General features: G+C 61.4%; 21 protein-coding genes and 1 pseudogene. 6 read left to right on the forward strand and 16 right to left on the reverse strand.

Annotated elements, in window-relative coordinates; all coding sequences use genetic code 11:
- Positions 1-73 precede the first annotated feature (73 nt).
- From BK660_RS27535 to cpaB, 9 genes are all read right to left on the reverse strand, one after another.
- Complete coding sequence (locus BK660_RS27535; RefSeq protein ID WP_123435989.1) at positions 74-451, reverse strand: DUF6124 family protein; 378 nt, start codon at positions 449-451, stop codon at positions 74-76.
- Between the two features lie 432 nt (positions 452-883).
- A complete protein-coding gene (locus BK660_RS27540; protein WP_123435990.1) occupies positions 884-1,156 on the reverse strand; it encodes a DUF3613 domain-containing protein in 273 nt (90 codons plus the stop codon).
- 13 nt (positions 1,157-1,169) lie between these two features.
- The gene (locus BK660_RS27545) at positions 1,170-1,883 is read right to left on the reverse strand and encodes a tetratricopeptide repeat protein (protein WP_123435991.1); all 714 of its coding nucleotides are present in this window, start codon (positions 1,881-1,883) and stop codon (positions 1,170-1,172) included.
- 10 nt (positions 1,884-1,893) lie between these two features.
- Positions 1,894-2,784, reverse strand: coding sequence for a type II secretion system F family protein (locus BK660_RS27550; protein WP_123435992.1), 891 nt, complete (start codon positions 2,782-2,784; stop codon positions 1,894-1,896).
- Entirely contained in the window at positions 2,781-3,665 is an 885-nt protein-coding gene (locus BK660_RS27555; protein ID WP_123435993.1) for a type II secretion system F family protein, read from the reverse strand. The genes BK660_RS27550 and BK660_RS27555 overlap by 4 nt, the downstream gene beginning before the upstream one ends.
- Before the next feature lie 9 nt (positions 3,666-3,674).
- Positions 3,675-4,955 (reverse strand): TadA family conjugal transfer-associated ATPase, encoded by a 1,281-nt coding sequence (locus BK660_RS27560; RefSeq protein ID WP_123435994.1) that lies wholly within the window; start codon positions 4,953-4,955, stop codon positions 3,675-3,677.
- The gene (locus tag BK660_RS27565; RefSeq protein ID WP_123435995.1) at positions 4,952-6,142 is read right to left on the reverse strand and encodes a CpaE/TadZ family protein; all 1,191 of its coding nucleotides are present in this window, start codon (positions 6,140-6,142) and stop codon (positions 4,952-4,954) included. Before BK660_RS27565 ends, BK660_RS27560 begins: the two co-directional genes overlap by 4 nt.
- Positions 6,139-7,401 carry a type II and III secretion system protein family protein gene (locus BK660_RS27570; RefSeq protein ID WP_123435996.1) on the reverse strand — a complete coding sequence of 421 codons (1,263 nt, stop codon included), beginning with the start codon at positions 7,399-7,401 and terminating at the stop codon, positions 6,139-6,141. Before BK660_RS27570 ends, BK660_RS27565 begins: the two co-directional genes overlap by 4 nt.
- A 21-nt stretch (positions 7,402-7,422) precedes the next feature.
- Positions 7,423-8,367 (reverse strand): Flp pilus assembly protein CpaB, encoded by a 945-nt coding sequence (cpaB, locus tag BK660_RS27575; protein WP_123435997.1) that lies wholly within the window; start codon positions 8,365-8,367, stop codon positions 7,423-7,425.
- Positions 8,368-8,689: 322 nt separating this feature from the next.
- Between cpaB and BK660_RS27580 the strand changes: the two genes are divergently transcribed.
- The gene (locus BK660_RS27580; protein ID WP_123435998.1) at positions 8,690-8,902 is read left to right on the forward strand and encodes a Flp family type IVb pilin; all 213 of its coding nucleotides are present in this window, start codon (positions 8,690-8,692) and stop codon (positions 8,900-8,902) included.
- A 68-nt stretch (positions 8,903-8,970) separates the two neighbouring features.
- Entirely contained in the window at positions 8,971-9,375 is a 405-nt protein-coding gene (locus BK660_RS27585; RefSeq protein ID WP_123435999.1) for a response regulator, read from the forward strand.
- A gap of 127 nt (positions 9,376-9,502) precedes the next feature.
- On the opposite strand, the gene BK660_RS27590 is transcribed toward BK660_RS27585, so the two are convergent.
- The gene (locus BK660_RS27590; protein WP_123436000.1) at positions 9,503-10,357 is read right to left on the reverse strand and encodes a MaoC family dehydratase; all 855 of its coding nucleotides are present in this window, start codon (positions 10,355-10,357) and stop codon (positions 9,503-9,505) included.
- Positions 10,358-10,359: 2 nt separating this feature from the next.
- Positions 10,360-11,712: a 3-oxoacyl-ACP reductase gene (locus BK660_RS27595; protein WP_123436001.1), complete on the reverse strand. Its 1,353-nt coding sequence runs from the start codon at positions 11,710-11,712 to the stop codon at positions 10,360-10,362.
- A 303-nt stretch (positions 11,713-12,015) separates the two neighbouring features.
- Between BK660_RS27595 and BK660_RS27600 the strand changes: the two genes are divergently transcribed.
- Complete coding sequence (locus tag BK660_RS27600; RefSeq protein ID WP_123436002.1) at positions 12,016-13,293, forward strand: acetyl-CoA C-acetyltransferase; 1,278 nt, start codon at positions 12,016-12,018, stop codon at positions 13,291-13,293.
- A gap of 196 nt (positions 13,294-13,489) precedes the next feature.
- Positions 13,490-14,281, forward strand: a complete 792-nt coding sequence (locus BK660_RS27605) for an AraC family transcriptional regulator (RefSeq protein WP_123436003.1) — start codon at positions 13,490-13,492, stop codon at positions 14,279-14,281.
- 142 nt (positions 14,282-14,423) lie between these two features.
- Here the strand turns inward: BK660_RS27605 and BK660_RS33730 are convergent, their stop codons facing one another.
- Positions 14,424-15,191 (reverse strand): methyl-accepting chemotaxis protein, encoded by a 768-nt coding sequence (locus BK660_RS33730; protein WP_404942960.1) that lies wholly within the window; start codon positions 15,189-15,191, stop codon positions 14,424-14,426.
- A 90-nt stretch (positions 15,192-15,281) separates the two neighbouring features.
- Positions 15,282-16,370: pseudogene (locus tag BK660_RS33735) on the reverse strand (cache domain-containing protein); the annotation flags it as partial.
- Positions 16,371-16,815: 445 nt separating this feature from the next.
- On the opposite strand from BK660_RS33735, the gene BK660_RS27620 reads away from it, so the two are divergent.
- A complete protein-coding gene (locus BK660_RS27620) occupies positions 16,816-17,709 on the forward strand; it encodes a PA4780 family RIO1-like protein kinase (protein ID WP_123436005.1) in 894 nt (297 codons plus the stop codon).
- Between the two features lie 357 nt (positions 17,710-18,066).
- Positions 18,067-19,284 carry an MFS transporter gene (locus tag BK660_RS27630; RefSeq protein WP_123436006.1) on the forward strand — a complete coding sequence of 406 codons (1,218 nt, stop codon included), beginning with the start codon at positions 18,067-18,069 and terminating at the stop codon, positions 19,282-19,284.
- Here the strand turns inward: BK660_RS27630 and cueR are convergent.
- From cueR to BK660_RS27645, 3 genes are all read right to left on the reverse strand, one after another.
- A complete protein-coding gene (cueR, locus tag BK660_RS27635; RefSeq protein WP_027921859.1) occupies positions 19,238-19,651 on the reverse strand; it encodes a Cu(I)-responsive transcriptional regulator in 414 nt (137 codons plus the stop codon). The genes BK660_RS27630 and cueR overlap by 47 nt on opposite strands.
- Positions 19,651-22,041 (reverse strand): heavy metal translocating P-type ATPase, encoded by a 2,391-nt coding sequence (locus BK660_RS27640; protein WP_123436007.1) that lies wholly within the window; start codon positions 22,039-22,041, stop codon positions 19,651-19,653. The genes cueR and BK660_RS27640 overlap by 1 nt, the downstream gene beginning before the upstream one ends.
- 268 nt (positions 22,042-22,309) lie before the next feature.
- Positions 22,310-22,693: a hypothetical protein gene (locus tag BK660_RS27645; RefSeq protein WP_123436008.1), complete on the reverse strand. Its 384-nt coding sequence runs from the start codon at positions 22,691-22,693 to the stop codon at positions 22,310-22,312.
- Between the last annotated feature and the right edge of the window lie 65 nt (positions 22,694-22,758).

Consider the following 22,758-nt stretch of genomic DNA (forward strand, 5'->3'; position numbering starts at 1 on the left):
AACATCAATGTTGTCTGACCTACCGCTTTCGCGAGCAGGCTCGCTCCCACAGGAGATTGGGGGTTGCTGGGGATTAGCGGTGCGGCATGGACTTGGGTATTTCGAGGTTGTCCATCATCCGGTTCGCGGCCAGTTCGGCGAGCATGACGATTTGCTGGATGGCCATTGCCGTATTGCGATGCGGGCCTTCCAGGTGAGCGGCGAAATCGCCGGCCATAACGCTGGCCTGGGCCAGGGATTCACAGGTGTGGGCCAGCAGGTCTTCGTCTTTGAGGTCCGGTGCAAGCATGAACATGGTGCTGGGTTTGCGGGTGGGTGGTGATTTAAGGGCCGCGGGGTTGAGGTAGTGATTCAGCGCGCGTTCGGCGGCGTCGTGGAATTTTTTGGAATCGACGGATTCGTAGGGGGAAACGTCGTCGGTTTCCGGGGGATTTGGTGTTTCTTTGAACATGGTGAGACTCCAAGTAAATTGTGGAGCTGCCACTGATCGCTGCGACGCGATTTGAAGGAGGCAGCTGTACGCGGGGTCGCAGACCGAGCTACTTGGTAAACCCGGCATACCCGAAGGTATCCCGCGCACAGCCACCATAAAACCAATCGACAATCTATGAAGGAGAGTCGATTGAGGACGGTGATTATGCACCAAGTAAGCTAAGACGGACTGCGACGCCCGGTCGCTGAATTTGCAGCGACACCCAAAGCCTACCCATTTCCCGTCTGACCCAACAACCGACACAACCTGTCGGAATCCCCCTCAAAAACCGTCCCGGCTGTAGGACCAGCGCAAAATTTTCAGACTGATCTCACTCGAAATGTGGGAGCGACGGTGCGACGATTCGACCTGCTCGCGAAGACGGCAGCTCAGACACAAAAAAATCAAAACCTACCCCCCCGAGCCACTGCTCACCGTCCCTCCCTGATCCTGATCAAAAAACTGCGGGATCTCATGCTCATAACTCTTCAACCAGCGCTGCATGCTCAGTTCCCGTTCAGTCGCCGTCGAGGTCTGTGGTTTCTGCGAAGCAGCCTTGTTGCTGCTTTGCAGCTGCAGCCAGCCTTCGGTTTCCGCTTGTTGTGGCGAGGATGGGCCGTCGAGCGCATGGGCGGTGAGGGGCAGGACCAGCAGGCCGAGGCAGCAGAGGACGATTGGTTTCATCGCAAAGGACTCCTTATTGAAGGCTCGGCGTCGTGACGACGGCGACCTGGTTCGCAGGAATCGGGCCTGTCTTGCCCGGGGTCTTGAGTTTTTGTGCGCGTTCCTGGGCTGCGGTGACTTGGGCGGGGCTGAGGCCGAGGCGGCTGACGAGTTCGGCGGCGCGGCTCCAGTCGTCCTGGTAGATCAGCAGCGTCACCATATTCAACGCAGCCAGTTGATCGCCTTGTTTGAGCTCCATGGCGGTGAGGAATTCGAAGCGGGCATCGTCGACGCGCAGTTGATTGAGGTACACCACGCCGAGGTCGTTGCGAATTTTGTCGTCGGTGGGCGCCAGCCGTGCGGCGCGCAGCAGGTGGGCCTGGGCCAGGCCGTTATCGCCCTTGGCGGCGGCGAGTTGGCCCAGGCCGTGTTCGGCTTCGGCGGCCATGCAGGTGCCGAGCAGGCCGCGGTATAACGGCTCGGCTTCGCTGCGGCCCAGCAGGCGGTAGACCTTGGCCCGGCGCAGGCGCACGTCGGCCACGTTTTCCGGCAGGCTTTGCAAATTGGCGAGGCTGGCGTGCAGTTTGCCGTCGTTGGCCATGTCATCGGCCAGGTTCAATTTCAGCTGTTCATCGCCACTCAATTTGCTGCAACTGGCGCTGCTGGTCAGGGCGTTCCACGGTGCCTGGCCGTCGGTGGCGCAACCGCCCAATAACAGCAAACTCAAACCGGCAATCATTGCTTTCATCAGGATCCCTCTACGAACCAATGGCCCGGGCCAGGGCAGTGAAGCCCGGGCCGGCCAGCACGATCAATAACGCCGGGAAGAGAAACAGCATCATCACGACGGACATTTTGGCGGACATCTTGGAGATGTATTCCTGCAGGCGCGTCAGGCGCCGGTCATCGAATAATTGCTTGAGCGTCAGCAGGGATTTCATCGCGCCGCCGCCCTGGTGGATCAACTGCTCAAGGATCACGCAGGTGTCGGTGAATTCATCAACCGCCAGCAAACGGCTGACCTTGTGCAATTCCTCGCCCAGTTCCAGGCCGGAGTCGACACGGGCCAGCACCAGGCGCAGTTCATGGGTCAGCGCCGGCATGAGTTGTTTTCCATCGGTGCTCAGGACACGCAACGACTGCTCCACCGCCATCCCCGATTCGAACAGGATGCGCAGCAGCGGGATGAAGGTGGAGATCTCGGACGCCAGTTGTTTTTGTCGACGCTGTGCGGCAGCGGCAAGTAAGCGCTTGGGCAGCAAATACCCGATGGCCGTGGCAAACAGCGGGGCCATCCAGTGGTTCTGCGCATCAGGATAGAAAACCCCCTGAATCAGTAGACTCATGGCCAGTGCCAACACCGGCACGCCCACCTGGCACGCGGCGAACAGTGAGCGCCGGCGGGTGCTGCGCCAGCCGAGGCGGTTGAGCAGTGCCTGGGTTTCGTTGTCCAGATTGACCGAGCGCTGACCGATCCGGCTATTGCCCAACGCCTGCAACCAGAGCCCCAACTGGCTGTGGCCGAGCGGCTTGCCGTCCAGCCGCTGGGCTACTTGGCGCGCCCGTCGGCGCTGGTCCAGCAGACTGCTGAGCAGCAACAGCGTGGCCCCCAGAAACAGCAGCGCGCTAATCAGCAGAGGTATTTTCATACGCTGCGCAACATGCGCCAAAGCGCCAGACTGCCCACGGCCTGCAAACCAAACGCAGTCGCGAGCATGATTTGTCCCGAGTGGTCATTCCACATGGCGAGTAAATAGGCAGGGTTGGCGACCAGAAAATAACCGGCCAGGCCCAGCGGCAAACAGCCCAGCACCCACGCGGTCACCCGGGTTTCACCGGTCATGGCGCTGAGCTGGCGGGCGGCCTGCTCGCGCTCGCGGATCATCTTGATCAGGTTCTCCAGCAGTTCACTGGCATTGCCGCCGTAGCGGTGATTGACCTTCAAACCCAGGGCCAGCAGGCGCAGTTCATCTTTCTCATACAGCTCGGCGAAGTCCGACGCGGCGTCGGGCAGGCTGACGCCCAACTGCACGTTGCGCTGGACCCGGCCCATCGCGTTTTTCAGCGGGTCGTCGGCGGCCTCGATGGCGCCGAGCAGGGCATCGGCCAGGGTGCGCCCGGATTTCAGGCTGCGCACGGTGTGATCGAGCAACGGCGGAAGTTGCTCGATCATGCGCTTGAGTCGACGTTGATACCGCACGCCCACATACAGTCGCAGGAGTACCGGCGGCACCAGTACAAACACCAGTGCACCGATCCAGCCACCGACGACAAAGCCCAGCAAAATGCCGAGGGCCCACAGCAGCAACCAGCGCCCCAGCCGTTCGGTCGGACGCCCGAGACCGGCACGCAGAAACGCCCGTTCCGGTCCGGCCCAGGACGTTTTCTCGACCACGATTTGCGGTTGCCCTTGGGTCAGACGGCCGAGCACGCGTTCGGTCCCGGTCTGACGTAATCCACGGAGCAACAAGCGGATCGATAGCCCGAACAGGATCAGGCAAACGACAATCAGCAGCGCCGGTTTGAGCATGCCGTGGCCTCAGTGCGGTGAGGAAACAAGTGCCGTCTCGCGGCGCAGTTTGTCGCCGGCGGGGTTGACCGCCTCGCGCATAAAACCGAAACCGGTGCGACGGTCCAGCCTGAACAAGGTGTTGGTGACGTAGACGTCATCGCGCACGCCGACCACCTCTACCACTTCACTGACACAGCGGCGGCCGTCTGGCATGCGAGTGAGCTGGATCACCACGTCCAGCGCGGCGCAGATCATCTGGCGCAAGGTCTTTTCGGCGATGGTGCGGCCGGTCAGTCCGACCAGTGTTTCCAGGCGCAGCAGCGCGTCCTGGGCATTGTTGGCGTGCACGGTGCTCATCGAACCGTCGTGACCGGTGTTCATGGCGGTGAGGACGTCGAGCACTTCGACGCCGCGAATTTCACCGAGGATGATCCGGTCCGGGCGCATCCGCAGGGCGTTGCGGATCAGGTCGCTGGACTTCACTTCGCCATGGCCCTCGGCATTCGGCGGCCGGGTTTCGAGGCGCACGACGTGCGGGTGGCCCAGTTGCAGTTCGGCGACGTCTTCGATGGTGACGAGGCGTTCGTGCGGGTTGATCAACTGACTGAGGATGTTCAGCAACGTGGTTTTGCCGGTGCCGGTCCCGCCACTGATCAGGATGTTGCAGCGCTTGCCCACGGCTTCCTGAATGAAATCGAAGATCGCCTGATCGATGGTTTGCATCGCCATCAGGTCGTTGCTTTTGAGCATGTCCTTGCGGAATTTTCGAATCGACAGGCACGGCCCGTCTAGGGCAATCGGCGGAATGATCGCGTTGACCCGGCTGCCATCCGGCAGACGCGCATCGACCATCGGCGAGGACTCATCGAGCCGTCGTCCGAGAGGGGCGAGGATGCGTTGCATGACGCGTTCGACGTGGTGCGAGTCGATGAAGCGCAAGTCACTTTGATGCAGCACGCCGTCGCGTTCGATGAACACCCGGTGCGGGCCGTTGACCAGGATCTCGGTCACGGACGGGTCGCGCAGCAGCACTTCCAGCGGGCCGAAACCGGTGAGTTCGTCGACCAGTTCTTCGGCGAGGCGCTCCATTTCATAGCGGGAAATCGCCAGGTGCAGCCGGGCGATGTATTCGGCCACTTTGTCGATGACGAACTGCGACAGCGCTGGCCGCGATCCTTCCAACAGGTTTTTTCCGGACTCTTCAATGGCGTCGATGATGTAGCGGTGCAACACCAGTTTCAGGCCTTCGTTGTCGGTGTTGCCGGCCGGCGTGCGCGACGGGGCGCCGAAGAGTTTTTCCGTACTCATTGCGCACCCCTCAGCCGGTTGAACCAGCCGGTCTTGGGTTTGGCCAGGCCTTCGGAGCGTTTGGCCAGGCGTTCGCCGAGGGTGCGCAGGCTTTGGGTCAGGCCTTCACGCGGGGCCAGTTCGAACAGGCTCACGCCCTGGTTTTTCGCGTTCAGGCGCACTTCCGGGCTGAAGGCCAGAATCGCGAAGACTTCCATGCCGAAGCTTTTGCCCAGGGTGTCGGCGTCGGGGGCGACATTGCGCAGATAGCGGTCGACCAGCAGCCGGGCGTGATCGAGCTTCATGCCTTTTTCGCGCCACAGGTTGAGCACCGCGAGGTTGCGCCGGCAGTCGAGCACGTTCTGATCGGTGTACCACAGCAACTTGTCGCAATGGCTGACAAAAGTGCGCAGCGCTTCGCTGTCCGGTTGACCGGTGAGATTCACCACGATGTGCTGGAAGTGTTGGCGCAGGGCGCTGAGCAGCATGTACAACTCGGCGGCACTGGTGCGCTCCAGCGGTTCATCGTGGCTGGCGTAGGCGAGGATTCGCAGTCCCGCCTCATTACTGGTGAACGCGCTGTCGATCAGCGTGGCGTCGAGGCGCCGCAGATGCCGCAGGGCATCACCGAAGTGAAACGAGCTCTCCAGCCCGAGCAAGGCGAGGCTGTCGCCGCGCGGCAAACCCAAATCCAGCAACAGGGTTTGCTGGCCGCTTTTCTGCACCACTTGCGCCATGTGGTTGGCGAGCAGCGCACCGTCGGCGTTGGTTTGCGCACCGTAGAGCACGGTCAGGCCACCGAGCTGGGTGCTCGGCGCCACCGTTGGCAAGCGTTTGCCGAGGCGGCGCACCAGCCCCGAGACTTCGCTGGAGCGCGAGCCATAGGCGACAAAATCCCGCGCGCCGGCACGCATCGCATTCAGCACAAGCTGATTGTCCATGCCATCGCCCAGGGCCACGATCGCCAGCATCGGCTTGGCTTCCAGTGCGCCTTCGATCAGTGCGCTTTGCGCGACCACGTGTTCGCGGTCCAGCCCGACGAACACCAGGCTGGCGAAGGTGACGTCGACCAGCGCCAACAGTTCGTCAAGGCTGCCGCCGCCGGCGCTGACCACCTGGCCCAACGGGGCGAGGGCGCCTTGCAGCCACTCAAGGTCAGTGTCGTTACGCGTGATCGCGAGGAAGGTCTGGCTCAGGTTCTGGCTCATTGCGATAACCCGCTGCGTTTATCGAAGTTGCCGTCTTCGAGGAAGAACATGCGATAGAAACCGGGGTCGTAGTTGCGCAGTTGTTCACCGGGCAACGACGGCAGGGGCGCATTGACGGCCAGCGGTTGAACCAGGTGCGGCGTGACGATCATCAGCAGTTCACGCTCTTCGCGCCTGATCGATGAACTGCGGAAAAATGCGCCGAGGATCGGGATATCCCCCAACCCCGGAAACTTGTCGACCTGGGAGGAGTTTTGCGTGCTGATCAAACCGCTGATGACAAAACTCTCGCCATCGGCCAGGGAGATGCTGGTATCGGTGCGGCGAATGGTGAACGCCGGGACGGTGGTGCCACCGATGGTGACGGCGTTGGCGAAATCCAGCTCGCTGACCTCCGGCGCCACTTTCAGGGCGATGCGATCGTTGCTGACCACGGTCGGCGTGAGCGTCAGGCGGACCCCGAACTCCTTGTACTCGATGGAGTAGCTGTTGCTGTTGGCACTCGGCACCGGGATCGGGATTTCGCCGCCCGCGAGAAAACTCGCGCTCTGCCCGCTGATCGCCACCAGGCTCGGCCGCGCCAGGGTGTAGGCGAAGCCGCTGCCTTCCAGGGCGTTGATAATCGCGAGGAAATTGCCGCCACCGGCGACGATGTTGTACATGTCATTGGCCAGCGGAATGCTCGGCACAGCGATCCGCGGATCGAGGTTGCGCAATGGCAGCACGCGCGGGGTCACGGCGGTGTTCGGCACGGTGCCGGGGGAGCCAAAGAGGAAGTTCGAGCTTTTGCCGTAGATCGAGGTGCTGGCCTCTTTCAGCTTGGTCCGGCTGACCTCGACGAAACGAATGTCGGTCTGCACTTGCGACGGCAGCAACGGGTCCTGAGAGGGCAGGGAAGAACTGCCGGTCATGGCCGCCGTGGCCCGCCCCTTCACGAACACCATGCTTTGACGCGGGGCGCTGGCGCACGCCGTCCAGACCATCAGGCTGGTGGCGCCGGGCGCCATGCCGGTGAGCAAGAAGGCCTGGTTGCCGTTGACCCGCACGTCGGCGATTTTCGGGTCACCGACGGCCAGCCGCGTAATCGCCACCGGGGATTGCACTTCCTGCTGCAAGCCTTCGCCGACTTCCAGTGTCGCCGGCAATTGGCCGAGTGCGGCGCAGTTACCGCTAGCCGCAAAGGTCGCCGTGAGTGGCAAGCTGCTCAGCAGCGAGCCCCAGAGCAGGCCTTGAAACATGAACATGGTACTTCTGCGCATGTAGATGCGTCCTTGCTCAATTCAGGGAGTTTGTTGAGTGATCTGATTGCCGCGAATGACTTCCACACCTTTTTTCTGCGACGCCGAACTGGCACCGAGGGTGAGGGGTTTGGGGGTGCCGACGAGGGCCAGTTGACTGAATTGCACGAGGTCGCGATTGGCGCTGGCGAGATTGGCCGGCGCAGCGCTTTCGCCGGCCCAGTAATGCGCCAGGCGTTTTTCTTCGGCGCTGCGCACGGCCAGGCGCAATGTGCCGGCCTGGGCCGCGAGCGTCAGGCGACTCAGCAAGGGTTCGGGGACGGCGAGCAACACCGAGCGGGCGTTGGCCCGAAGTTGGTCCTGCTTGAGTTGTTCTTCACTGCTGCGCGCCGGGTTGGCGGGGCGCCCGTCGTTGGTCAGCCCCAACTGTTCGCCGACCCCGAGTACGCGCAACGCCGGGACGACTACCTGGGCTGACTGCTGGGTGTTGTTGGCGTCGGCGCGCAGGAACAGCATCACGTCGACATAATCCCCGGGGCTCAGTTGTCCGCCGGCATTGGTCACTTCATCCACTGCGACTGCAAGCGCGCGTTCATTCGGGCGGATCATCCGTGCCAGCGAGCTGCCGGCTTCGAAGCTTTGATCGTTCAGCCAGGTGCCGGCGGTGAGGGCGTGCCACGGCGTGCGGCCAATCGCTTGCTCAAGCGTGGTCAAACTGCCGGCCGGGGCGGTACGCAGTTTTTCGAGGGTGACGTCGGCGGCGGTGATTTCAACGAAGGGCGCTACGTCGTGCAGCAGGACCACCACCGGTTGGCGTGTGGGGTCATCCACTGGCACAGGTGTTGGATTGGTTGGCGATGAGGTGACGACGGGTTGCACGACAGGCTCGGGAGCGGGTTGACGGCTCAGGGCAAGTCCCCAGTAACCGGCAATGATGGCACCCACCAGAAACAATCCGGCCAGTCCCATGGTGACGCGGCTGTTCATGAGGGCTCTCCCTTTCCTATGGCGGATGATCCGTACCGTCAAACGCGAAAATTTCCCAAAAAAGCACGTAAATTCATGGAACTATTTCGCTATTTGAAGGTAGTTCAGCTAGAGCAAAATGCCATTACCGGCTGGCAAAAAACCGACGAAAGTGGGTGACTGATCCGCCAAACCCCGTTTTTTGCCGAAAACGGGTGGGGTACTACTTAAGTATTAATACGTTCTTACAGTTGTTGGGATGAGGAATGCCGACAATGCTGATGCTGGCACAGGGGAATCATGTTGCGGCCGTGCAACACCCGCAGTCTCAGGAGAAGTCGTCATGTCCTTTAAAAGCGCTGTTCAGCACATCAAGAGCGAGATCGTTTTTTACTACAACCTGGCCAAAGACACCGAAGGCGCTTCGGGTATCGAGTACGCCATCATCGCGGGAATGGCGGCGGTTGCACTGGCTGCGTTCATGACGCCAATTTCGGGTTCGATCACCACTATTTTCAACAGCATCAAAGCTGTACTGCCGGCGCCTGCTCCTTGATCGCTGCAGCTTGCTAACCTGTCATGGCACAACTAACTTCAGCACTGAGCCCATTGCAGGAATCCCCCATGACCGCTCCTTTGCCGCAACGCCAACAGCTGCTCCTGGTCGATGACGAGGAGGATGCATTGATGGAACTGGCGGAGTTGCTGGAAGGGGAGGGTTTTTGCTGTTTTACCGCAACGTCGGTCAAGCTCGCCTTGCAGCACTTGACCCGTCACCCGGACATTGCCCTGGTGATCACGGATCTGCGTATGCCTGAGGAAAGCGGCATGTCACTGATCAAGCGCTTGCGCGAGCACACGTCGCGTCAGCATTTGCCGGTGATCGTCACGTCGGGGCATGCGGACATGGAGGACGTCAGCGACATGCTGCGCTTGCAGGTGCTCGACCTGTTTCGCAAGCCGATTTATCACGTTCGATTACTGGAGACGCTGGATAACCTGTTTCCGCAGCCTCTGGTTCAGGCTTAGTCTGGACGACCGCTTTCGCGAGCAGGCTCGCTCCCACAGGGATTTGTGTTGTTACGCAAATCCAGTGTGGGAGCGAGCCTGCTCGCGATAGCCATTTCAAACTCACCCAAGACTTCCCTGCCAGCCCTCAGGCCACCGGCCGCCAATGCCCGACCATGTGCTCAAGATCCCCAGCCCCCACCAACCGAAAATCCCCGCTGGACCCCGCCGCACTCGCCAGCAATGTCACCTCACTGGGCAACCTCACCGGTTTGCGAAACTGCACGGCAATCTCGATGTTCGCCGTCGGCAAATGATCAGCCAGCGCCGCCAACGTGCGCGCCTTGTTCCATAACCCGTGGGCAATGGCGGTCGGGAAACCAAACAGTTTCGCGCTGACGGCACTCAAGTGAATCGGGTTGTAATCGCCAGACACCTTGGCGTACTGGCGGCCAATGTCGGCCGGTGCATTCCAGCGGGTCACTTCCATCATCTCCAGCGTCGGAGCCAGCACCTCCTCGACCGGTTCGCCGTCCAGTTTGACGCCCCGGCACAGCATCATGCTTTGCGCTTCCCAGAGTGTTCCCAATTGGTCGTCCAGCGTGGTCAGCAGATCGAACGTCGCACCCTTGGCGTGGGGTTGCAGATTCTGCACCTGCACGCTGACCCGTACCCGATTCACCCCGCCCATGGGTCGCAACACGCGAATGCGGTTGCTCAGGTGAATCAGCCCCAACAGGGGAAACGGAAACTCTTTGGCCGTGAGCAATTGCATCTGCAAGGCAAACGCGAGGATGTGCGGATAGGTCGGCGGCAGCAAACCGTCGTCGGCAAATCCGCAGACAGTGCGATACGCCGCCAGGCGTTTGGGATCGACATTGACCCAGCAGTGCAACCCGGTGTCGGGCAAGGTGGTGCCGGTGATTTTGCGTCGCGTCGCCGCTCGCACGTACAACGCCGGCAGGCTCGGTTCGCGGTTGAGTGTGTGCCAGTCGGTGATCATCACTAGGCCCCCAGAACACTTTGTCCACAGACCCGCAGCGCCTGGCCGGTAAACGCGCCGGTGCCCGGTTGCGCCAGCCATGCGACGGCTTCGGCGACGTCCTGCGGCAAGCCGCCCTGGCCCAGCGAGCTCATGCGTCGGCCCGCTTCACGCAACCCGAACGGAATGTGCGCGGTCATCTGCGTTTCAATAAACCCCGGCGCCACCGCGTTGATGCTGATGCCGCGCTGATCCAGCAGCGGCGCCCAGGCTTGCGCAAGACCGATCAGTCCAGCCTTGCTCGCGGCGTAATTGGTTTGCCCGCGATTGCCGGCGATGCCGCTGATCGAGGCCAGCAAAATCACCCGACCGTTGTCGCGCAGGGTGCCGCTGTCGAGCAGAGCCTTGGTCAGCACTTGCGGCGCATTGAGATTGACCGCGAGCACGGCGTCCCAGAATTCCGGGGTCATGTTGGCCAGGGTTTTGTCGCGAGTGATCCCCGCGTTGTGCACCACGATGTCGACGCCGTCGGGCAGGTGCTCGATCAATTGTGCAGCGGCGTCTTCGGCGCAGATGTCGAGGGTGATGCTGCGCCCGCCGAGGCGCGCGGCGAGGGCGTCGAGATCGGTTTTGGCCGGTGGCACGTCGAGCAGAATCACCTCGGCACCGTCACGGGCCAGCGTTTCTGCAATCGAAGCGCCGATGCCACGCGCGGCACCGGTTACCAACGCCTTGCGCCCGGCCAGCGGTCGCGTCCAGTCCTGAACGGGCGTGGCGCACGCTTTCAAACGAATCACTTGCCCGGACACAAACGCACTTTTCGGCGAAAGGAAAAACCTTAGCGGTCCTTCCAGTTGATCGTCCGCACCGTCGCCGACATAGATCAACTGCAACGTGCCGCCGCTGCGCAGTTCCTTGGCCAGCGAACGGCTGAAACCTTCCAGTGCGCGCTGGGCGCTGGCGGCGAACGGGTCGCTCAAGGTCTCCGGCGCACGGCCCAGAATCACCACATGCGCGCTGTGATCGAGGTTTTTCATCAGTGGCTGGAAGAATTCGCGCAGCTGTTTGAGCTGATCGGTCTGCAGCAAATGACTGGCGTCGAACACCACGGCTTTGAGTTTCGGACCGTGGCCGGGAATCCACGCGGTGGCCAGGGACGGCTCGGTGCCGTAGCTGTAGATCGCGTCGGTCAGGCGATTGGCGAAAGCGTTGACCTTCTCCGTCAGCGGACCGCCACCGATCAACAGCGCCCCTTCGACAGGCCGCAGCCGGCCTGCCTGCCAGCGCTCCAGGCGAACCGGCGACGGCAAACCCAAGGCCCCGACCAGGCGATGGCCAATGGACGAATTGGCGAAGTCGATATAACGGTCTGACATGGAACGTGCTCCGGCGGCTGGGGTTCAAAGTGTGGACCACGAATGGCAATCAGTCGTTCGATCCACGAGATAAGGCCTACGCTTGAACATTGCAGAGTAGTTTGTAGCGGCACTTTCAGGGTGATCGCAGACCGTAATTGGAATGCAAAACCCCGAATTGGAATGCATACCCCTGTGGGAGCGAGCCTGCTCGCGATAGCGGTGTGTCAGCCAACATTGAGGTGACTGACCCACCGCTTTCGCGAGCAGGCTCGCTCCCACAATGGACCGCATCCATACATTAATTTTCACAAGGAGCTTTTCATGACTCAGCTGCGCCGCGTCGCGATTATCGGCGGTAACCGTATTCCTTTCGCCCGTTCCAACGGGGCGTATGCCACCGCCAGTAACCAGGCGATGCTCACCGCAGCGCTCGAAGGCTTGATCGAACGCTATAACCTGCACGGCTTGCGCATGGGTGAGGTGGTCGCGGGGGCGGTGCTCAAACTGTCGCGGGACATGAACCTGACCCGCGAATGCGTGCTCGGCTCGCGGCTGTCGCCGCAAACGCCGGCCTATGACATTCAACAAGCATGCGGCACCGGGCTGGAAGCAGCGTTGTTGGTGGCGAACAAGATTGCCTTGGGGCAGATCGATTGCGGCATTGCCGGCGGCGTTGATACCACCTCGGATGCGCCGATCAGCGTCAGTGAAGGCCTGCGCAAGATTTTGCTGCAAGCCAATCGCGCCAAGACCACCGGCGACAAGCTGAAAACATTCCTGCAATTGCGGCCCCGGCATCTGATTCCGGAATTTCCGCGCAACGGCGAGCCTCGCACCGGATTGTCCATGGGCGAACATTGCGAGCTGATGGCGCAGACCTGGAACATCCCCCGCGAGGAGCAGGATCAACTGGCGCTGGAAAGTCATCACCACCTGGCCGCGTCCTACGCCGAAGGCTGGCACAACGACCTGATGACCCCGTTCCTCGGCCTGACCCGCGACAACAACCTGCGCCCGGACCTGACCCTGGAACAACTGGCCAAGCTGAAACCGGCGTTCGAGAAAAGTGCCAAGGGCACGATGACGGCGGGCAACTCGACGCCACTCACCGACGGTGCGTCGCTGGTGCTGTTGGGCAGTGAAGAATGGGCGAAGGAACGTGGCTTGCCGATCCTCGCGTACTTGCGTGACGGCGAAGCGGCGGCGGTGGATTTCGTCAACGGTGCCGAAGGCCTGTTGATGGCGCCGGTCTACGCGGTGCCACGCTTGCTGGCGCGCAATGGCCTGACTTTGCAGGACTTCGATTACTACGAAATCCACGAAGCCTTCGCCGCGCAGGTGCTCTGCACGTTGAAGGCCTGGGAAGATCCTGAGTATTGCAAAACCCGCCTGGGGCTTGATGCGCCGCTGGGCTCCATCGACCGCAGCCGCCTCAACGTCAAAGGCAGTTCACTGGCGGCCGGGCATCCGTTTGCGGCGACCGGCGGGCGCATTGTCGCCAACCTTGCGAAGTTGCTGGATGCGGCGGGCAAGGGCAGGGGATTGATCTCGATCTGCGCGGCGGGCGGCCAGGGCGTCACCGCCATAATCGAGCGCTGAAGCTAGCACGGAACCTGTGGGAGCGGGCTTGCTCGCGAATGCGGTGTGTCATTCAGCTTAATTGTTGACTGACACACCGCATTCGCGAGCAAGCCCGCTCCCACATTAGATCTCTGTGCAAAAAATAGATTTGTATGGATCCGCTACTTGGCCTAACGTCGGCCCCATCAGCCGTCATGCGACATAAGGCCCCTCTATGACGTCCAACGGACAACTTTCCCTCGAACGAACAATCCCGACCCTGTCGTCGTTGCCCCGTCCGCTATTCGCCCGGGTAGAAAGCCTCAACGCCGGTTCCTGGACACCGCCCCATCGTCACGACTGGGTGCAGTTTTCCTACGCCATCAGCGGCGTCCTCGGCGTGCACACTGCCGAAGGCAGTTTCTATGCGCCGCCGCAGTGGGGCATCTGGATTCCGGCGGACCTTGAACATCAAGTCGTAACCTCGATGCGCGCCGAAATGCGCAGCCTGTACGTACGCCGCGAAGATTGCGAGTGGGCGGACGGGCGCTGCCGGGTGCTGGAGGTCACGCCGTTGGCGCGGGAGTTGATCAAGCGTTTTTGCTTGCTGCCCGTGGAATATCCACAGGGCGATAGCCAGGAAGCGCGGTTGGTGGGTGTGTTGCTGGATCAGTTGGCGAATTTGCCGGAGGTGGGGTTTTCCCTGCCGCTGCCACGGCATGAGCGGCTTCTGGGTTTGTGCAACGAGTTGATTGAAAGCCCTGAGCAGAACGTGACGTTGCAGGCGTGGGCAGAGCGCTTGGGTACGTCGGAAAAGACCCTGATGCGCCTGTTTCAGCGCGAGACGGGGCTGAGCTTTCGCGGCTGGCGCCAACGGATGCGGCTGTTGTCTTCGTTGAGTTTGCTGGAGGAGGGCGACAGCGTGACCAATGCCGCGCTGGCGTGTGGGTATGACTCGACGTCGGCGTTTATTGCGGCGTTCAAAGGGCTGTTCGGGTTTACCCCTGGCGAGCTCTTCAAGCAATAACACCGCAGGTCGAGTGTGGGAGCGGCGGTGCGACGTTTCGACTTGCTCGCGAAGGCGGTGTTTCAGTCAATGAAGATGTCGACTGTCACTCCGCCTTCGCGAGCAAGCCCGCTCCCACATTTTATGTGCGGTGTTTATGAGATCAGGTTTTGAAGCGTCGAACCAACCCGTCCAGTTCATTCGAAAGCCCGGCCAGGCTCTGGGAATCCAGACGCGCCGAGTTCGCCAGTTCCGCCACCAATTGCGCATCGCCATGGATCTGGCTGATGTGTCGGTTGATGTCTTCGGCCACGTGATGCTGTTCTTCGGCCGCTGTCGCGATCTGCGTGTTCATGTCGCGGATCACGTCCACCGATTCACGAATCAGCCCGAAACTGTTGCGCGCTTCGCCGATGCGGGTCACCGACTGCTGCGACACTTCCAGGCTCGCGTGCATCTGTTGCGTCACCTGGCTGGTGCGCTTGGCGAGGTTGCCGAGCAGGCCGTCGATTTCTGCCGTGGAGTCCGCCGTGCGTTTGGCCAGCGCCCGCACTTCGTCAGCCACCACCGCAAACCCGCGACCTTGCTCACCGGCACGCGCCGCTTCAATGGCCGCGTTCAGCGCCAGCAGGTTGGTCTGCTCGGCGATCGAGCGAATCGTCCCCAGGATCGACTGGATGTCGTTGCTGTCGCGTTCGAGTTGCTGCATCGACTGCGCCGACTGTTCGATTTCCTGGCTCAAGCGATCAACGCTGCTCACCGCCGCATCAATTTGCTGCTGACCTTCGCGTGCCTGGCGCTGGCCACTGTCGGCAGAGTCCGCCGCCTGGCTGCAAGAGCGCGCGACTTCGTTGGCGGTGGCGACCATTTCGTGGAACGCCGTGGACACCATGTCCACCGCTTCACGCTGACGCCCGGCGGCTTCGGCCATGTCGTTGGAGACTTGGGTCGAGCTTTTGGAAGTCGCGAGAATCTTGGTCGCGGCGCCGCCGATGCTTTGGATCAGGTTGCGAATCGCGGTCAAGAACTGGTTGAACCAACTGGCCAGCTGCGCGGTTTCGTCGCTGCCACGGATTTCCAGGTTCTTGGTCAGGTCGCCTTCGCCTTGCGCGATGCCTTCCAGACCGCTGGCCACGCTGCGGATCGGTCGCACGATGACACTGGCGAAACTGGCGCCGAGGATGGCGAAGAACACCGCCAGCACGGCGGCGATGATTGCGATCAGCCAGGTCAGTTGGGTGGCCGAGCTCATCACGTCGTTTTGCTTGATCAGGCCGATGAAGGTCCAGCCCAGTTGCTCCGACGGCCAGACGTTGGCCATGTAGCGCTCGCCGTTGAGCTCGACTTCCACCAGGCCTTTGCCGGCCTTGGCCAGTTGCGCGTAACCCTCGCCGAGGCTGCTCAGCGGCTTGAAGTTGTGTTCCGGTTGTTTCGGGTCTACCAGGACCATGCCGGTGTTTTCCAGCAACATCAGGTAGCCGGTTTCACCGAGCTTGATCTGTTTGACGATTTCGGTGAGCTGCTTGAGCGTCACGTCGATGCTGACCACGCCGCCGTTGCTGCCCAACTTGTTGTCGATGGTGCGCACGGTGCTGACGTAAGTCGCATCGTCCTGTGCCCAATAATAGGCTTCAGTGCGGAACGGCTTGCCCGGTTTGGCCTGGGCCGCTTTGTACCAAGGGCGCTGGCGCGGGTCGTAGTTGTTCAGCTTCGCATCGTCCGGCCAAGACACATATCCGCCGGCTGCGGTGCCGAGAATGGCATAGGCGTAGGACGGGTGGCTGTTGCCCAGGTCCTGCAGGAGGCCGAAGACTTTTTTGTCCATCTCGCCCTGAGGGATGCTCTCGGCGTTGGCGGCCATGTAGGTCTTGAGGCTGTCGTCGGAGTTCTTGATCAGCGGTTGTTTGGCCAGGTAATCGACGTTCTGGCTGATGCCGTCGAAAAACAGTTGCATGGCGTTGCTGACCTGACGAATTTCGCGGCCGCTGCCGTCGACGAAACTCTCCTTGGCATCGCTGCGCAGGTTCATCACCACGAGGGTGGCGACCAGCACCACGGGCAAGCAGGCGATGATTGCAAACGCCCAGGTCAACTTCTGTTTGATGTTCATCCGCGCTCCAGATTTTCTTGTAGGCCCACGCAGTGCAGATGACTCGCGGAATATTGGCAGCCGAAAACGTTGTTTTTTTTCTCGGGTCCGTGAGTGCGCCGTCGTTTTCTGTAGGAACGATTGTCGGACAAATACCTTTTGTCACTGAGGACTTCGGCAGCTGGCAGGGGAAATTTAGGCCTGTTTGGAAAAATCCTACGAAGGGTGCGAATTCAGATGTCAGCTTCTGTCGTAAATGCCCTCAAAACCATTCGCTTACGCATGTCGTCGGCTCAGCTATGATCTGCGGCGGTCATTGACGACCGGCGGCGGATGAGCGATTAATCCGGCACATTGTGTGCATCACGACGTTCATAGGTCGGCAACCCCTCCCCCGAACGAGTGGATTGCCGTATAACGAATGACTTTCGCGTGTTTGGTAATAAAGGACCCACAATAAAAGCTGATGAAGACTCCAAAACGCATTGAACCCCTGATCGAGGACGGTCTGGTCGACGAGGTGCTGCGCCCACTCATGAGTGGTAAAGAAGCAGCTGTTTATGTGGTGCGCTGCGGCAACGAGTTACGTTGCGCGAAGGTCTACAAGGAGGCGAATAAACGCAGTTTCCGTCAGGCGGCCGAGTACCAGGAAGGCCGCAAGGTGCGCAACAGCCGTCAGGCTCGCGCCATGGCCAAAGGCTCCAAGTTCGGCAAGAAAGAAACCGAAGACGCCTGGCAAAACGCCGAAGTGGCGGCCCTGTTCCGTCTGGCCGGTGCCGGTGTGCGGGTGCCCAAGCCGTATGACTTCCTCGAAGGCGTACTGCTCATGGAACTGGTGGCCGATGAATACGGCGATGCCGCGCCGCGTCTGAACGACGTGGTGCTGGAGCCGGACCAGGCGCGCGAATATCACGCGTTCCTGATTTCGCAGATCGTGCTGATGCTGTGTACCGGTCTGGTGCACGGTGACCTGTCCGAGTTCAATGTGCTGTTGACCCCGGACGGCCCGGTCATCATCGACTTGCCTCAGGCAGTGGATGCGGCGGGTAACAACCACGCGTTCAACATGCTGGAGCGGGACGTGGGCAACATGGCGTCCTACTTCGGGCGGTTTGCGCCGGAGTTGAAAAAGACCAAATACGCCAAGGAAATGTGGGCGTTGTACGAAGCCGGCACCTTGCACCCGGCGAGCATCTTGACCGGCGAGTTCGACGAGCCGGAAGAGTTGGCCGACGTCGGTGGGGTCATCCGTGAAATCGAGGCCGCACGGCTGGACGAAGAGCGTAAGCAAGCGATCCGCGCTGCCGACGACGCGCCACCGAGCAAAGCCGAAGAACCGCCTCCGCCGTGGATGCAGTGATGGGCTGAACAAAAACCCGGCTTCGGCCGGGTTTTTTGTAGTGCCCCCAATTTCCCAAACACTGAAGATTAATGTGGGAGCGGGCTTGCTCGCGAATGCGGTGTGTCATTCAAAGGTGATGTCGACTGATCCACCGCTTTCGCGAGCAAGCCCGCTCCCACACTAAATCGGTGCCATACGCAGATGTGTGTTCGCCGCAAAACGACTGTAGGAGTGAGCCTGCTCGCGATAGCGGACTGTCAGGCGACGATGATGCTGAATGTGATGGCCTCGTCGCGAGCAGGCTCACTCCTACACTGGATTTCCGGTGTAGCTGAGTTTTGAGTTTCCCGGACTTCCCACACTCAAGGATTGAATGTGAACACCTCCACCCGCAACGCCCGACTGATCATCGCCGCCCGTCTGGTTTCGGACTTTGGCGCTTTCCTCAACATGGTCGCCCTGGCCACTTACGTTTACCTGCTCAGCAACAGCGCCATGAGTGTCGGCATCTTCCTCGCCAGCCGTGTGGGTGGCGGGATTTTCGCCAGTCTGATCGGCACCACGTTCTACCGCCGCTTGGGCGGGCGCATGCCGTTGATTGCCTTCGACCTGTTGCGTGCAGGATTGCTCGGCTTGTTACTGGTGCTGCCGGTTGATCAACAGGCGCTGCTGCTTCCCGTCATCGCGTTCGGCCTGGGCTTGGGCAACTCGATGTTTGCCATCGGCCTGAACAGTCAGCTGCCGCACTTGATCGATGGCGATCACCTGCTCAAGACCAACGCCTGGATCACCTCCGCCTCCTCGGCCGCGATGGTCGGCGGCAGTCTGGTGGCGGGGCTGTTGGTGGCGGCGTTTGGGTTTGAAACGGTGTTTGCGCTGAACGTGGTGACGTACCTGTTGGCCGCGTTGTTCATCCTGCCGCTGCGCTTTTCCGTCCCGGTGGCCAGTGATGAATCGGCCCACAAGGGAGGCGAATGGTCGGCCCTGCGCCAAGGGTTGCGCAGCGCACCGGTAGTGGCGGCGATGCTCGCGGTCACCATGGCCGACACCCTCGGCAGTGCCGCGCACAACGTAGGGTTGCCCATCGTTTCCAAACTACTGACCCCCGAATCAGCCAGCACCACGTTGGGCCTGGCGCTGGCAGTCTGGGCGTGCGGCAAACTGATCGGTGCGCGAATCGCCAGTCGCCTGAAAGGCTCGGACAACATCAATCTGGAGCGGCGATTTTTCTTCGGGGTGTTGCTGATGTCCTGCGGCTTCATCCTGATGTTTCAGCAGCAGACCCTTTACGGTTTGCTGTTGTTTTCGTTGCCAGCAGGATTGGGCGACGGCTTCTCGGAAGTCGGCCTGATGTCACGTCTGCAACGTGAGCCGGACAACCTGCGTCTGCCGATTTTCAGCCTCCTGACCCTGCTGCAAATGACCGGGTTCGGCGTCGGCATGTTGATCGCCGCGCCGTTTTATTCGTGGTGGACACCGGGTGCGGTGGTGTTGCTGTTCCACGGCATTCCCCTCACCACCTTGCTGGTAGTGAAGGGCCTGGCGATCAGGGGCGCACAGGTTCGGCGCAGCAGCCCGACGCCAGGTTCTTGAGGATCGGGCAGTCGGGTCGATGGTCGCCCTGGCAATGCTCGACCAGGTCTTGCAGGGTGTCGCGCAACTGGCCGAGTTCGCGGATCTTCTGGTTCAGCTCGTCGATGTGCTGACGGGCCAGGGCCTTCACGTCGGCGCTGGCGCGTTGGCGGTCCTGCCAGAGGGTCAGCAGCTTGCCGACCTCTTCCAGTGAAAACCCCAGGTCCCGGGAGCGCTTGATGAACGCCAGCGTGTGCAGGTCATCGTCGCCGTAAACCCGGTAGCCGCTGTCAGTACGATGGGCCGCCTTGAGCAGGCCGATGGACTCGTAGTAACGGATCATCTTCGCGCTCAGGCCGCTTTGACGGGCTGCTTGACCGATGTTCATCAATTGTCCTCCAGGTCCTTGGGCTTCCAGGTTTTCAACAGTAACGCATTGCTCACTACGCTGACGCTCGACAACGCCATGGCCGCACCGGCCAGCACCGGGTTGAGGAAGCCGAACGCCGCCAGCGGAATACCGATCAGGTTATAGACGAACGCCCAGAACAGGTTCTGGCGGATCTTCGCGTAGGTCTTGCGGCTGATCTCCAGCGCCGCCGGCACCAGCCGTGGATCGCCACGCATCAGCGTGATCCCGGCCGCGTGCATCGCCACGTCGGTGCCGCCACCCATGGCGATGCCGATGTCCGCCGCAGCCAGCGCAGGGGCGTCGTTGATGCCATCGCCGACCATCGCCACCACGCCGGTTTTTTTTAGTGTGGCGACGGTGGCGGCTTTGTCGGCGGGCAGCACTTCGGCGTGGACATCGGTGATGCCCAGCGCCTCGGCGACGACTTTGGCGCTGCCACGGTTGTCACCGGTCAGCAGGTGGCTGCTGATGTGCCGCGCGTTGAGCTGTTGCACGGCTTGCAGGGCGCCGGGTTTGAGGGTGTCACCAAAGGCGAAGAGGCCGAGCACTTTCGGTTCGGGACTTTGTTCGATCAGCCAGGACAGGGTTCGGCCTTCGGTTTCCCAGGCGGTTGCCGAGTCCTCCAACGAACCCGCGTTTAAAGCACTTTCTTCCAATAGACGACGATTGCCCAAGGCCAGTCGACGCCCCTCAAGCGTGCCGGCGATGCCTCGCCCCGTCAGCGATTGACTGTCGCTGACATCCTCCACGGTCAAGCCGCGTTCAGCGCAGGCGTCCAGCACGGCCTTGGCCAGCGGGTGTTCGCTGCCCCGTTGCAGCGCGCCGGCCATTTTCAGCAGGGCGGCTTCGTCACCGTCGATGGCCGTCAAATGCGCAATGCGCGGTGCGCCGGAGGTCAGCGTGCCGGTCTTGTCGAACACCACCGCACTGACTTCATGCGCGCGTTCCAGCGCTTCGGCGTCTTTGATCAGAATCCCGTGACGTGCGGCCACGCCGGTCCCGGCCATGATGGCTGTTGGCGTGGCCAGTCCCAAGGCACACGGACAGGCAATCACTAGCACCGCGACGGCATTGATCAGCGCGGTTTCGATCGGCGCGCCGTACAGCCACCAGCCGATGAAGGTCGCCAGCGCGATCAATAGGACGGTGGGCACGAACACCTGGCTGACTTTATCCACCAGTTTCTGGATCGGTGCCTTGGCGGCCTGGGCGTCTTCGACCAGACGAATGATCCGCGCCAACACGGTTTCCGCGCCCAAGGCCTGGGTGCGCACCAATAATCGCCCTTCACCGTTTATCGCGCCGCCGGTGACCTTGTCGCCGGGTTGCTTGGGCACCGGCAGGCTTTCGCCGCTGATCAGCGCTTCGTCGGCGTGGCTCTGGCCTTCGACCACTTCGCCATCCACCGGGAAGCGTTCACCGGGTTTGACCATGACCAGGTCATTGAGACGCAGGGCACTGATGGCGACGTCTTGTTCGCGACCCTCGATCACTTGAATCGCCCGCTCCGGGCGCAAGGCTTCGAGGGCGCGAATGGCGCTGGCGGTCTGACGTTTGGCGCGGCTTTCCAGGTATTTACCGAGCAGGACCAGGGCAATCACCACGGCCGAGGCTTCGAAATACAGGTGCGGCATGCGCCCAGCGGCGGTGGCCCATTCGTAAAGACTCAGGCCGTAACCGGCGCTGGTGCCGAGGGCGACCAGCAAATCCATATTCCCGGCCCCGGCGCGCACGGCTTTCCAGGCTGCCACATAAAAACGTGCACCGAAGATCAATTGCACCGGTGTTGCCAGGGCGAATTGCGCCCAGGCGGGAAGCATCCAGTGCACGCCGAACGGTTGCAGCAGCATGGGCAGCACCAGCGGCAAGGCGAGGAGGAGGGCCATGATCAATGCCCAACGCTCACGGTGCAGGCGCTGTTGTTGAGTGTCGGTGGGCGGATGTTCGATTTCCCAGACACTGGCCGAGTAACCGGCTTTGGTCACTGCAGCGATCAAGGTCTGCGGATCGATCTGGCCGAGCAATTCGAGGTGGGCGCGTTCGTTGGCCAGGTTGACGCTGACGCTCTGGACCCCCGGCACCTTGGTCAGCGCACGTTCGACCCGGCCGATGCACGAGGCGCAGGTCATACCGTCGATGCTCAGTTCCAGACTGTGGCGGGGCACGCTATAACCGGCCTGTTCAACAGCGTCCATCAACGCCGGCAGGCTGTCGCTGGGCGCCTGGACGCGGGCCTGTTCGGTGGCGAGGTTGACGCTGACGGCGGTGGCGCCGATGACTTTGCTCAAGGCTCGCTCGACACGCCCGGCGCAACTGGCGCAGGTCATGCCGGCAATCGGCAGATCGAACGTGGTGGATTCGGACATCGGTCGCGCTCCCTGTAGTAGATGCCTACAGGATCAACCTTGCCATGTGGGCAAGGTCAAGCACCAATCTAAAAGTTACTGGGAGGCCGGATATGAGGTGAGCAAGAAGACCGGGTTGCCCCCTTCGCGAGCAAGTCGAATCGTCGCACCGCCGCTCCCACATTCGATCGAGTCCTGTCTGAAAAAACTCGGTCAAATGTGGGAGCGGCGGTGCGACGATTCGGCTTGCTCGCGAAGGGGCCCTGTCATCCAACATCAAAGGTGAATGTCAGTATTCGAGAGCGGCAGGCTTGAGGTACATCCTTTCCTGCGTCATCGCAATCCGGAACTTCAGCACATCACCGGCCTTGAGCGAGATGATCTGCGAACCCGGCGCGAGCATGCCCGGGTTGCAGCCCGGCGCCTGGCCCGGCAGCAGTTTGAGACGCAGGGAGACAGGGCCTGGTGGCAGGTTGAACGAGGTGCTTTGCTCCTGGAACAGCCGCGCGGACAGTTGATCCTGGATGTACACACCGATTTCGCAGGAGGTCGCGACTTCCAGGCGCTCGCGGGAAATGATCAGTACGCCATAGTCCTCCCCGGAAGCTTGAACCGAAGGAGTCGCGGCAAAGAGGCTGAGGAAGCCAAACAGGCTGATAGCTGACCAGCGCATGGCTGAATCTCCTGAAATCGAGTCATTGATGCACGCAGCTTGGCCGAGCACGCCGCCGAATGCCA

Origin of the sequence: Pseudomonas brassicacearum (assembly GCF_003732265.1) — a bacterium.
Lineage (GTDB): Bacteria > Pseudomonadota > Gammaproteobacteria > Pseudomonadales > Pseudomonadaceae > Aquipseudomonas > Aquipseudomonas brassicacearum_D.

Excerpts from the sequence above, each read along its gene's own strand:
- BK660_RS27535 (WP_123435989.1), bottom strand. The coding sequence starts at position 451 with ATGTTCAAAGAAACACCAAATCCCCCGGAAACCGACGACGTTTCCCCC.
- BK660_RS27540 (WP_123435990.1), bottom strand. The coding sequence starts at position 1,156 with ATGAAACCAATCGTCCTCTGCTGCCTCGGCCTGCTGGTCCTGCCCCTC.
- BK660_RS27545 (WP_123435991.1), bottom strand. The coding sequence starts at position 1,883 with ATGAAAGCAATGATTGCCGGTTTGAGTTTGCTGTTATTGGGCGGTTGC.
- BK660_RS27550 (WP_123435992.1), bottom strand. The coding sequence starts at position 2,784 with ATGAAAATACCTCTGCTGATTAGCGCGCTGCTGTTTCTGGGGGCCACG.
- BK660_RS27555 (WP_123435993.1), bottom strand. The coding sequence starts at position 3,665 with ATGCTCAAACCGGCGCTGCTGATTGTCGTTTGCCTGATCCTGTTCGGG.
- BK660_RS27560 (WP_123435994.1), bottom strand. The coding sequence starts at position 4,955 with ATGAGTACGGAAAAACTCTTCGGCGCCCCGTCGCGCACGCCGGCCGGC.
- BK660_RS27565 (WP_123435995.1), bottom strand. The coding sequence starts at position 6,142 with ATGAGCCAGAACCTGAGCCAGACCTTCCTCGCGATCACGCGTAACGAC.
- BK660_RS27570 (WP_123435996.1), bottom strand. The coding sequence starts at position 7,401 with ATGCGCAGAAGTACCATGTTCATGTTTCAAGGCCTGCTCTGGGGCTCG.
- cpaB (WP_123435997.1), bottom strand. The coding sequence starts at position 8,367 with ATGAACAGCCGCGTCACCATGGGACTGGCCGGATTGTTTCTGGTGGGT.
- BK660_RS27580 (WP_123435998.1), top strand. The coding sequence starts at position 8,690 with ATGTCCTTTAAAAGCGCTGTTCAGCACATCAAGAGCGAGATCGTTTTT.
- BK660_RS27585 (WP_123435999.1), top strand. The coding sequence starts at position 8,971 with ATGACCGCTCCTTTGCCGCAACGCCAACAGCTGCTCCTGGTCGATGAC.
- BK660_RS27590 (WP_123436000.1), bottom strand. The coding sequence starts at position 10,357 with ATGATCACCGACTGGCACACACTCAACCGCGAACCGAGCCTGCCGGCG.
- BK660_RS27595 (WP_123436001.1), bottom strand. The coding sequence starts at position 11,712 with ATGTCAGACCGTTATATCGACTTCGCCAATTCGTCCATTGGCCATCGC.
- BK660_RS27600 (WP_123436002.1), top strand. The coding sequence starts at position 12,016 with ATGACTCAGCTGCGCCGCGTCGCGATTATCGGCGGTAACCGTATTCCT.
- BK660_RS27605 (WP_123436003.1), top strand. The coding sequence starts at position 13,490 with ATGACGTCCAACGGACAACTTTCCCTCGAACGAACAATCCCGACCCTG.
- BK660_RS33730 (WP_404942960.1), bottom strand. The coding sequence starts at position 15,191 with ATGGCCGAAGCCGCCGGGCGTCAGCGTGAAGCGGTGGACATGGTGTCC.
- BK660_RS27620 (WP_123436005.1), top strand. The coding sequence starts at position 16,816 with ATGAAGACTCCAAAACGCATTGAACCCCTGATCGAGGACGGTCTGGTC.
- cueR (WP_027921859.1), bottom strand. The coding sequence starts at position 19,651 with ATGAACATCGGTCAAGCAGCCCGTCAAAGCGGCCTGAGCGCGAAGATG.
- BK660_RS27640 (WP_123436007.1), bottom strand. The coding sequence starts at position 22,041 with ATGTCCGAATCCACCACGTTCGATCTGCCGATTGCCGGCATGACCTGC.
- BK660_RS27645 (WP_123436008.1), bottom strand. The coding sequence starts at position 22,693 with ATGCGCTGGTCAGCTATCAGCCTGTTTGGCTTCCTCAGCCTCTTTGCC.